This window comes from uncultured Mailhella sp., assembly GCF_944324575.1.
Classification (GTDB): Bacteria; Desulfobacterota; Desulfovibrionia; order Desulfovibrionales; family Desulfovibrionaceae; genus Mailhella.
In genome coordinates, this window is sequence record NZ_CALUWV010000077.1 from 1 (window position 1) to 9627 (window position 9627).

Genomic DNA, 9627 nt, shown 5'->3' on the forward strand with positions numbered 1-9627 from the left:
GGCATACGTGCCATGGTGCCGTCATCATTCATGATTTCACAGATGACGGCCGCTTCCCTGAGGCCTGCCATGCGGCACAGATCCACACTGCCTTCCGTCTGTCCCGCGCGGGTGAGCACGCCGCCCTTCTTCGCGCGCAGAGGGAACACGCAGCCGGGCGTCACAAGATCGGACGGCTTTGCGCCGTCGGCAACGGCCGTACGCACGGTATGAGCTCGTCCGGCGGCGGAAATGGGCGGGAACTCGCTCTTTCTCGCGTCTATGGACACGGTGAAGTTCGTGCCGAACCGAGAACCGTTACGCCGCGTCATGAGCGGCAGATCCAGCGCATCGGCGCGTTCCGAGGAAAGAGAAAGACAGATAAGTCCCCTTCCCTCACGGGACATGAAATTAATGATTTCAGGCGTGACGAACTCGGCGGCCGCCACAAGGTCGCCTTCATTCTCGCGGTCCTCGTCATCCACAAGGATGATCATTCGACCGTTTTTCAGGTCGTCAAGGGCTGTTTCCACACTGCACAGGGGCATACGCTATCCTCAAAAGCCAAAGCCGTTACGGCGCAGAAAGTCCATGGTCACTCGCTCCTCGGGAGCCTTGCCGTCGCCGGAAGCGACATAGGGCTGCATGAGGTGCTTCACATACTTGCCGATGACGTCCGTTTCAAGATTCACCGCAGAACCCGGACGCCAGAAGGCCACGGTGGTCACCCGCCAGGTTTCGGGAATGACGTTCACTTCAAGAAAGCCCGGGCCGCAGTCGTTCACCGTCAGACTGATGCCGTCCAGCGTGACCGAGCCCTTGGGAACGATCTGCGTACTCCACTCCGGCGCAAAGACAAGACGAATGCATCTCGACTGCCCGACGGGACGCACGCTTTCCACATGGGCTACGGTATCCACGTGACCGCTCACGATGTGTCCGCCGAAACGCTCGCCCATGGCCATGGCCCGCTCCATGTTCACGCGGCCGCCCACAACAAGAGTGCCCAGATTGGAGCAGGACAGCGTTTCCGCCGAAGCGAAGGCCGTAAAGGAAGGTCCGGCAGGAATCCAGGTCTCCATGGTGAGACACACGCCGTTGCAGGCAACGGACTCACCGATCTCCGGCCTGTCCCACGAAAAAAGAGGATGAAAGCGGAAAAGGATGTCCTCTCCCCGCTTTTCCACGGCATCAATGCGGCCCTGACCTTCTACAAGTCCGGTAAACATGGCTAGCCTCTGTCCGCACGGAAATAAAGATGAATGTCGCCGCCCACCACGGAAGTCTTCACCACACGCATTCTGAGGGCGTCTTCCATGCTGTCCACCGTGCGTCCGGCAAAGACAGGTGTCGCGTCGGCATCGCCGAGAATGGTCGGCGCAAGATGAAGATGAAATTCATCCACCAGACCGCGTTCAAGAAGAGAAAGGGCCAGCCTGCCGCCGCCTTCGCAAAGCACGTACAGACAGTGTTCATCTTCCCGCAGTCTCGTGAGTACTTCCTCTGCATCCAGAGCATGCTTTCCGGCGGGACAGTCCACGCCGTACACCCGCGCTCCGCGGTTGCGCAGCGCCGCAGCGGAAGGCGAGGCGGCCTGAGCCGCCGTGCTGAAGAACACGCAGTCGCCGGGACGCTCGTCGAGCAGATGATACGAGGAGTCTCCCGCAGGCAGTCGGGACGTCATGACTGCGGCCAGCGGCTGACGCTGCGCGCTTTGCGTACGTGCCGTAAGCCTGGGATTGTCCAGCATGAACGTGTTGCCGCCCACGAGAACCGCACCGCCCGCGCGCCCTATGTTCTCACGCAGACGCATGACCTCCTCATGGGAAGCCCGGTTGGAAATAAGCTGGGAACGGCCTGCCCGGGTGGCGATGCGGCCATCGAGCGTGGAGGCCATCTTCAAAATGACATACGGACGACGGGTGGTCTGCCACACGCTGAAGTCCGCCACGAGATCACGGCATTCATCCTCAAGAACGCCCATTTCCACGGACACACCCATGGAGCGAAGATACTCCGCGCCGCCGGCAGCCTGAGCGTTCACGTCGGGCATGCCGACGACCACGTGGGGAATGCCCGCCTCAAGAATGGCTTTCGTACAGGGAGGCGTCTTGCCCTGATGATTGCAGGGTTCAAGCGTCACATACAGCGTGCAGCGGGAAACATCCACGCCCTTTTCCCTGGCATCGCGCAGGCAGTTGACTTCGGCATGAGCCTGCCCGCATACCTGATGCCAGCCCTCGGCGACTATTTTTCCATCCTGCACCAGCACAGCGCCCACCGTAGGATTGGGAGCCGTACTCCAGCGACCTCTTTCGGCCAGTTCCAGAGCCGCCCGCATGAATGCTTCGTGCTGATTCACGCTCTGCCTCCTTCATTTTCTTCTGTCGCTGCTCCCTGCTTCTCTCCCCCCGCAGGGCAGGCATTGTCCGCGTCGTGAGGAAGGTGCAGGACCTCCACTCCCGCCTCGGACAGCATGGCCTTGGACAGCTCATCCGGGTAATTTTCAGAAACCCATATTTTTTTGATACCGCAATTAATAAGCATTTTCGCACAGATAAAACACGGATACGTCGTGCAGAAAAGCTCTGCGCCGCGCAGGGAAATACCATGCACCGCAGCCTGAATAATGACGTTCTGCTCGGCATGTATGCCCCGGCAGATTTCATGACGCTGCCCGGAAGGAATGCCGAGCTGCGCGCGCAGACAACCGGACTCAAGACAGTGCGGCACTCCGGAAGGCGCGCCGTTGTAGCCTGTCGCAAGAATGCGCCTGTCCAGCACGGCTACGGCTCCGACTCTCCTTCTCAGACAGGTGGAACGCTCCGCCACAAGATAGGCGATATCCATGAAATATCGTGGCCAGCTTGCTCTGCCGCCCTACGCCATAAATCCTCCCGTTTCATCTCCGGAAACTATCACGTGAGAATCCGTTTGAAAACAAGGAAAAAAAGCGGCCCCGCGCGCGAGAGCGCGCAGGGCCGCTCCGTCATTTACCAGGCAAACAGCGGGAACTGGAGGGCAAAGGCTTCCACGTCACGACGAATCTCGGCAAGACGAGTTTCGTTGCTGGTGTTGGAAAGCACGTCCACAATCCAGCCGCCCACCTTTTCCATGTCCTTTTCCTTCATGCCGCGCGTCGTGAGCGCAGCCGTGCCGAGGCGCACGCCGGAAGTGACGAAGGGAGAACGGGTCTCAAAGGGAACCGTGTTCTTGTTCACCGTAATGCCGGCAAGATCGAGCGCGTGTTCGGCGTCCTTGCCGGTAATGTCCTTACGGGTCAGATCAAGCAGCATGAGATGGTTGTCCGTGCCGCCGGACACGAGGTCGTAACCGGCGTCGACGAGACAGGAGGCAAGCACCTTGGCATTGCGGATGATCTGCTCCTGATATTCCTTGAACTCGGGGCGCAGTGCCTCTCCGAGGGCCACAGCCTTGGCCGCAATGACGTGCATGAGCGGGCCGCCCTGTATGCCGGGGAAAACCTTGCTGTTGATGCTCTTGCCGTATTCCTCGCCGCGACAGGTAAGAATCATGCCGCCGCGGGGGCCGCGCAGGGTCTTGTGCGTCGTGGTGGTGGTGATGTCGGCCCAGGGAAGCGGAGAAGGATGAAGTCCGGCGGCCACGAGACCGGCAATGTGCGCCATGTCCACCATGAGCTTCGCGCCGACCTTGTCGGCTATCTTGCGGAAACGCTCAAAGTCGATGATGCGGGAATAGGCGCTCGCACCGGCCACGATAAGGGCCGGATGGCATTCCTCGGCCTTCTTTTCGAGCTCGTCGTAATCGATGCATCCCGTTTCACGATTCACGCCGTAGGGAACGAAATGATACTCGCGACCGGAAAAGTTGACGGGGCTGCCGTGGGTCAGATGACCGCCGTGCGTCAGATCCATGCCCATCACGGTGTCGCCGTTCTTGATGAGGGCGAGGTAGGCCGCCATGTTGGCCTGGCTGCCCGCATGGGGCTGCACGTTGGCAAAGTCGCAGTCAAAGAGCTTCATAGCTCTGTCTCGGGCGAGATTTTCCACGATGTCGACGAATTCACAGCCGCCATAATAACGCTTGCCAGGATATCCTTCAGCATACTTGTGCGTCATGATGGAGCCCTGCGCCTCGCGCACGGCAGAGGATACAAAGTTTTCCGATGCGATGAGTTCAAGCTTGCTCACCTGACGGCGGGATTCCTTCCAGATGGCGTCCGCGACCTCGGGGTCGCGCAGAATCAGTTCGTCCATGGTTCTCCGTTCCTGAAAATTGAGGGCCGGTTGCTCCGGCCCTGCAGATTACGCGGTAAACTTCTTCAGCACAAGGCTGGCATTCGTGCCGCCGAAACCGAAGGAGTTTATCATGACATAGCAAGGATCGAGCTTTTTCGATCCCTCGCCCATATAATTGAGGTCGCACTCGGGATCGGGTGTTTCCTGATTGATGGTTCCTGGCACCATGCCCGTAGTCAGGGACATGGAAGCAAACACACTGGCCACGCCGCCGGAGGCGCCGAGCAGATGGCCTATCTGCGACTTCACGCCCGTGACGGCCAGATCTTTGGCGTGTTCACCGAAAACCTCATGCAGGGCCTTGGTTTCAGCCGCGTCGTTGGCATGAGTGGACGTACCGTGCGCGCTCACGTGGTCGATGACGTCAGGCGAAACGCCGGCATCGGCAAGCGCGTTGCGCATGCACGCGGCCATGCCTTCGCCGGTTTCCAGCGGAGCCACCATATGATGCGCATCATCGGAAGCGCCGAAGCCGACAACTTCCGCATAGATCTTTGCGCCGCGGGCCTGTGCGTGTTCAAGCGTTTCGAGCATGAGCATGCCCGCGCCTTCGCCCATGATGAAGCCGCTGCGACCGGCATCGAAGGGACGGGAGGCCTTTTCAGGCTCGTCCTGATGAGCCGTGCAGAGCGCTTTCATGGATGTAAATCCGGAAATGCCCATTTCCGTGATGGTGGATTCGGCGCCGCCCGTGATGATGGCGTCGGCACGGCCGAGCACAAGCTGATCATAGGCGCTGCCTATGGCGTGCAGAGCCGAGGCACAGGCGCTCGTGGACACGACGTTGATGCCCTTAGCTCCCGTGAATATGGCCACCTGACCGGGGGCCATGTTGGAAATGAGCATGGGAATGTAGAAGGGAGAAACGCGGTTGGGGCCGGAAGTGCGCAGCTTTTCGTGGAAATCCTCAATGGTCTTGAGGCCGCCGAGACCGACGCCGAGCACCACGCCCACTCGTCCGGCGTTGTTCTCGTCTATCTTGAGGCCGGAATCGGCCATGAGCTGCATGCCGGCGCATACGGCCAGCTGACAGAAACGGTCCATCTTGCGGCACTGCTTGGCCGCAATGACCTCTTCAGGCTTGAAATCCTTCACTTCGCCCGCAATGTGCGTGGGAAATTCGGTGGAATCAAAATGGGTGATGCGACCGATGCCGGACTTGCCGGCAAGCAGGGCCTCCCAGCTGCTCTCAAGGTCGGTACCCAGAGGAGTGATGGCAGAAAGGCCGGTGATGACTATGCGCTTACGATCCACGCGAAACAACTCCATATAAAGGTGACGGGACAAGGCTCCCTGAGAAAAACGCCGGCATCATGCCGGAAAACGCCCAGGCCAGACCGTCCCGAAACATCCATGGCATGGCCCGAAAGCGAACGTCCGTCCCGCGGACCTCTCCTTCCGCGAAACAAGCTGCAGGGAACAGCTCCCGGCCCGGAAAATCGCGGGCCTGAAGAGCGACGCCCCTTTCGGGGCCGCACGTCCCTGCATGATGAAACACCGTTTCCCCTGCAGGGTACGGTCGCCCGCTTCCACGGACGCCGTGCGCTGGCGCGAAGCCGCTCTTAACCCGAATACGCCGGGGAACCCGAAGCTCCCCGGCATCTTCGTGAAAACAAGATGAAAGGAAGTAAGAACTTACTTCTGCTTGCTTTCAATATAGTTGATGGCGTCCTTGACCTTCAGGATCTTCTGGGCGTCTTCATCGGCGATTTCCACGCCAAAGGCTTCTTCAAAGGCCATGATGAGCTCGGTCAGGTCGAGAGAGTCGGCACCCAGATCTTCGATGAAGGAAGCTTCGGGGGTCACTTCCTCTTCAGAAAGCTGAAGCTGTTCCACGATGATCTGCTTAACTTTATCTTCAACGGCGGCCATGTTTCCCTCCAGGGGGTGTTTCAGGTTTTCCAGATTCGGCCGGAAGTTTTTCCTCCGGCCATACCTAACGACAAGGGGGAAAAGCCCTCTCTCCGGCCTCGGGACGCGGAGACGATGCCGGACTTTTCCGAAAATATCCTCAGCAGTACAGGCCGCCGTTCACGGCAATGACCTGACCGGTGATGTACGAGGCCTTGTCAGACGCAAGAAACGCCACGGCGTCGGCCACGTCCTGCGCGGAGCCGAGACGGCCCAGCGGGATGGCGGAAACATAGGCTTTTCTCACATCTTCGGCAAGAGCGGCGGTCATGTCGGTCTCGATGAATCCGGGAGCCACGGCATTCACGGTGACGGAGCGGCTGCCGAGCTCCTTGGCCGCGGACTTGGTCATGCCTATGAGCCCGGCCTTGGCCGAGGCATAGTTGATCTGCCCGGCGTTGCCCATCTGTCCGACGACGGAAGAGATATTGATGATGCGGCCTTCGCGCTGACGCGTCATGATCTTGGCGGCCTCACGCAGGAAAAGAAAGGCTCCGCGCAGATTGGTGTCGAGCACGGCGTCGAAGTCCTCATCCTTCATGCGCAGGACGAGACCGTCACGGGTGATGCCTGCATTGTTTACGAGAACGGAAAGATGAACCTTGCCCTTGATCTCCTCGGCAAAGAAGCGGGTTACGGCTTCGGAGTCGCCGGAGTCCAGACGGAAGGCGCGGGCGTGACCGCCTGCGGCCTCAATGTCGGCCACGGTCTGCTCCGCAGCCTCGGGACGGCTCACGTAGGTAAAGTATATCTGGTAGCCGGCGGCGGCGAGGGTCAGCGCCACGGTGCGGCCGATGCCGCGGGAACCGCCGGTGACAAGCGCGGTAGGGGTGAGTTCGCTCATACACATGCTCCTGATGGACGGATACTAAGCGTTTTCCGGGGAAATGACAACGGAGAAACTAGGCCAGAAGCACGGAACCCCAGGTCATGCCGCCGCCGAAGCTGGTCAGCAGAACCTTCATGCCGGGACGAAGCACTCCCAGAAGTCTGGCGTCTTCCATGGCGACGGGGAGCGTGGCGGCGGAGGTGTTGCCGTAATGCTGCACGTTGGCGAAAACCTTGTTCTCGTCTATGCCCAGACGCTCGCCCACGGCCTTGATGATTCTGAGATTGGCCTGATGAGGAATGAAAAGGTCAAGTTCGTCGAGTGAAATGCCGTTGCGCGCAAGAATCCCCTGACTCTCTTCGGTCATGCTGCGCACGGCGTGCTTGAACACCGCCATGCCCTGCATGGAAATGAACCAGTCCGCGCCTACCGTGTCTCCTTCCTTCACCTTGCAGGCGGAGCCTCCGCCTATCTTGATGAGGTCGTGCAGGGAACCGTCGGACGAACATACGGCGTCGCGAACCTGCCAGAGCGCGCCTTTGTCGGAGCCGCGGACAACCACGGCACCGGCCGCATCACCGAAAAGAACGCATGTCGTGCGATCGGTGAAGTTGGTACGGCGGGAAAGAGCCTCGGTGGCCACAAGCAGCACCACGGCGTCGGGATGAGCCGCCACGACATCGCGCGCCAGCTCCAGACCGTAGACAAAGCCGGTGCATGCGGCGTTGAAGTCCAGGCACATCACGCGCCCCATGCGTCCCGAGGAAGCATTGAGGCCCAGCTTGCCGGCGATGAGACAGGCCGTGCTGGGGCACAGATAGTCGGGAGTGCAGGTGGCAACAAAAATATGGGTGATTTCTTCCGGAGACACCCCGGCCTCGTCAAGAGCGGCACGGGCGGCGCTCATGCCGCAGTCGGAAGCATTGACGCCATCTTCGAGAACATGCCGTTCCTTGATGCCCGTTCTGGTGGTGATCCATTCGTCTGAGGTTTCCACCAGCTTTTCCAGGTCATGATTGGTCATGACGCGGGAAGGAATGCAGGAGCCGAGTCCACAAATATAGCAGGGATGATTCATGAGATGTCCGAACACGGCCGCGCTCAGGCGGCAGTCGTTCCTTTTGAGACGGAGGAAAGTCCCTACGGACCCACCTTCCGGGAGAAGCCGCGCATTTTCCTCACAGGGACGAAGCGGCCGGCAGGTGCGCAGGGGCAAGGCACCTTGACACGTCGGACGACAGAGCGTCGTCGTTATGGTGCGTCATGCGGAAAGCTCTTTTCATGAGGGCTTTCCGCATGACGAAAAACATGATGCAGAAAACTATACGGTACGGCCGTAACTTGTCAGCTCCTCGTTGGCGCTGATGGTCTCCACCAGACGCTGCTGCGTCCCCTTGACCACATAGGTGTTGGCCATGGTCACGGCGCTGGTGATGGCCTTGACGTTGGACTTGCCATGGCACACGATGGCAATGCCCTTCAGTCCGAGCAGGGGCGCTCCCCCGTACTCCGCATAGTCCACCATCTTCTTGAAGTTCTGGAAGGCCTTCATGGAAAGGAACGCGCCCAGACGGGGCAGAACCCCGTTGTTCAGAAGTTCCCTTTTCAGAAGATGCGTCAGGGAAGAGGCCAGCCCTTCACTCAGCTTGAGGGCGATGTTGCCCACAAAGCCGTCGCACACCGCAACGTCGATATTGCCGGTAAACAGATCCCTGCCCTCGGCATTACCGATGAAGTTGAGGTTGGAGGCCTGCTTGAGCAGCTCATAGCTGCTCTTCACAAGAGAATTGCCCTTCCCTTCCTCCTCGCCGATGCTCAGGATGCCTACTCTGGGGTCCTCGTAGCCGAGAATATCCTTGACGAAGGTGGCTCCCATGAGCCCGAACTGAAAAAGATGATGCGGGCGGCACTCCACGTTGGCGCCCACGTCAAGCAGGAGCATGGGAGACTTTTCCGTAGGAATCACAGAAGCCAGAGCAGGCCTCTCCACGCCCGGGATGCGCCCGAGTATGAACATGCCGCAGGCATAGGCCGCACCGGAGTGACCGGCGCTTATGAAGGCGTCGGCTTCTCCATGGCGGACAAGCCTGCATGCCACCTGCATGGAAGAATCCTTCTTGGTACGAAGAATTTCCGAAGGCTTGTCGGTCATCTCCACCAGCTGCGTGGCGTTGACGATCTCATAAAGATCACCCTCCTCCCCTGCATCGGGAAGGCCTGCGATGGTCTTGCGGATTTCTTCCTCGATACCGACGAGGATTACTTTGGCCCCCGTATTTCGAGCGGCCTGAAGCGCGCCGGGAACAACCACGGAGGGACCGAAGTCCCCGCCCATGGCGTCCACGGCGAGTCTTGCGCGATTACTGCTCATCGCTGGCTACAGGTTCGACCTGACGACCGTCGTACTTGCCGCAGGAGGGGCAAACGCTGTGGGGCTTGGTGGGAGCGCCGCAGGAGCAGTAGATGACGGTGGGCTTGGCCACGCGGTCATGAGAACGACGCATGCACTTTCTGGAGTGGGACTTTTTGTTCTGCTGAACGGCCATGTTGTTTCTCCTTATCTCGGAAACGGGGGAATCACCCCTGATGTTTCACTTTCAGTTGACGCAGAGCAGCCAGCCGCGGATC

General features: G+C 59.7%; 10 protein-coding genes and 1 pseudogene. All 11 read right to left on the bottom strand.

Features of this window, described 5'->3' with window-relative positions; all coding sequences use genetic code 11:
- Positions 1 to 527, bottom strand: a 527-nt coding sequence (gene ribB / locus Q0J81_RS08695) for a 3,4-dihydroxy-2-butanone-4-phosphate synthase (protein ID WP_294447235.1), incomplete at its 3' end; no start/stop codon positions are given.
- 9 nt (positions 528 to 536) lie between these two features.
- The gene (locus Q0J81_RS08700) at positions 537 to 1208 is read right to left on the bottom strand and encodes a riboflavin synthase (RefSeq protein WP_294447236.1); all 672 of its coding nucleotides are present in this window, start codon (positions 1206 to 1208) and stop codon (positions 537 to 539) included.
- Positions 1209 to 1210: 2 nt separating this feature from the next.
- Positions 1211 to 2341 (bottom strand): bifunctional diaminohydroxyphosphoribosylaminopyrimidine deaminase/5-amino-6-(5-phosphoribosylamino)uracil reductase RibD, encoded by a 1131-nt coding sequence (ribD, locus tag Q0J81_RS08705; RefSeq protein ID WP_294447237.1) that lies wholly within the window; start codon positions 2339 to 2341, stop codon positions 1211 to 1213.
- Positions 2338 to 2844 (bottom strand): annotated as a pseudogene (locus Q0J81_RS08710) (cytidine/deoxycytidylate deaminase family protein); the annotation flags it as partial. The gene ribD and the pseudogene Q0J81_RS08710, both read right to left, overlap by 4 nt.
- A gap of 128 nt (positions 2845 to 2972) precedes the next feature.
- The gene (gene glyA, locus Q0J81_RS08715; RefSeq protein ID WP_294447238.1) at positions 2973 to 4217 is read right to left on the bottom strand and encodes a serine hydroxymethyltransferase; all 1245 of its coding nucleotides are present in this window, start codon (positions 4215 to 4217) and stop codon (positions 2973 to 2975) included.
- Between the two features lie 48 nt (positions 4218 to 4265).
- The gene (gene fabF, locus Q0J81_RS08720) at positions 4266 to 5513 is read right to left on the bottom strand and encodes a beta-ketoacyl-ACP synthase II (protein ID WP_294447239.1); all 1248 of its coding nucleotides are present in this window, start codon (positions 5511 to 5513) and stop codon (positions 4266 to 4268) included.
- 381 nt (positions 5514 to 5894) lie between these two features.
- A complete protein-coding gene (locus Q0J81_RS08725) occupies positions 5895 to 6131 on the bottom strand; it encodes an acyl carrier protein (protein ID WP_077072368.1) in 237 nt (78 codons plus the stop codon).
- A gap of 139 nt (positions 6132 to 6270) precedes the next feature.
- On the bottom strand, positions 6271 to 7014 hold the full coding sequence (gene fabG / locus Q0J81_RS08730) for a 3-oxoacyl-[acyl-carrier-protein] reductase (protein WP_294447242.1): 744 nt from the start codon (positions 7012 to 7014) through the stop codon (positions 6271 to 6273).
- A 58-nt stretch (positions 7015 to 7072) separates the two neighbouring features.
- Complete coding sequence (locus Q0J81_RS08735; RefSeq protein ID WP_294447243.1) at positions 7073 to 8077, bottom strand: beta-ketoacyl-ACP synthase III; 1005 nt, start codon at positions 8075 to 8077, stop codon at positions 7073 to 7075.
- A 243-nt stretch (positions 8078 to 8320) separates the two neighbouring features.
- The gene (plsX, locus tag Q0J81_RS08740; protein ID WP_294447245.1) at positions 8321 to 9370 is read right to left on the bottom strand and encodes a phosphate acyltransferase PlsX; all 1050 of its coding nucleotides are present in this window, start codon (positions 9368 to 9370) and stop codon (positions 8321 to 8323) included.
- Complete coding sequence (rpmF, locus tag Q0J81_RS08745) at positions 9360 to 9545, bottom strand: 50S ribosomal protein L32 (RefSeq protein WP_294447246.1); 186 nt, start codon at positions 9543 to 9545, stop codon at positions 9360 to 9362. Before rpmF ends, plsX begins: the two co-directional genes overlap by 11 nt.
- Positions 9546 to 9627 lie beyond the last annotated feature (82 nt).